The sequence below is a fragment of the Pseudoalteromonas sp. S1727 genome (assembly GCF_005886375.1).
Lineage (GTDB): Bacteria > Pseudomonadota > Gammaproteobacteria > Enterobacterales > Alteromonadaceae > Pseudoalteromonas > Pseudoalteromonas haloplanktis.
In genome coordinates this window covers 1-317 of the sequence record NZ_PNDT01000150.1, presented here as the reverse complement: position 1 = coordinate 317, position 317 = coordinate 1, and the positions used below count along the sequence as shown (strand labels likewise).

At 39.7% G+C, this 317-nt stretch carries 1 protein-coding gene; it reads right to left on the bottom strand.

Going from position 1 to position 317, the window contains the following annotated elements; genetic code table 11:
• The coding region (locus CWB85_RS21055) for an HAD family hydrolase (RefSeq protein WP_171039051.1) at positions 1 to 303 on the bottom strand (303 nt) is incomplete at its 3' end.
• Positions 304 to 317: the final 14 nt, after the last annotated feature.

Here is a 317-nt window from a genome sequence, read left to right as displayed (position 1 = left end):
GTAATAATTTAATATATCGACAGTCTCAGTAATGATTTCTGGTTGCTGGTTTAAACCTAACCAAAATTGGTGTTTTTGCTGCGCAATTTCATCCGCATTATGGCTAAGGCCAAATTTTTCATTGAGAATATCAACGGTTGCAAGCGTTGGCACGCCACCTAAACCATACATATAGTCGTAGTCAAACGGATAGCCAAAAGCCTGACAGGTCAACTCCCAAGCTTGCAAATGTGCGCCCATCGAATCGATTAGCGTGCCATCCATATCAAAAATAATGCCTTGGTATTTTGTTAGATCTAGCATTGTTACTCCTAAAA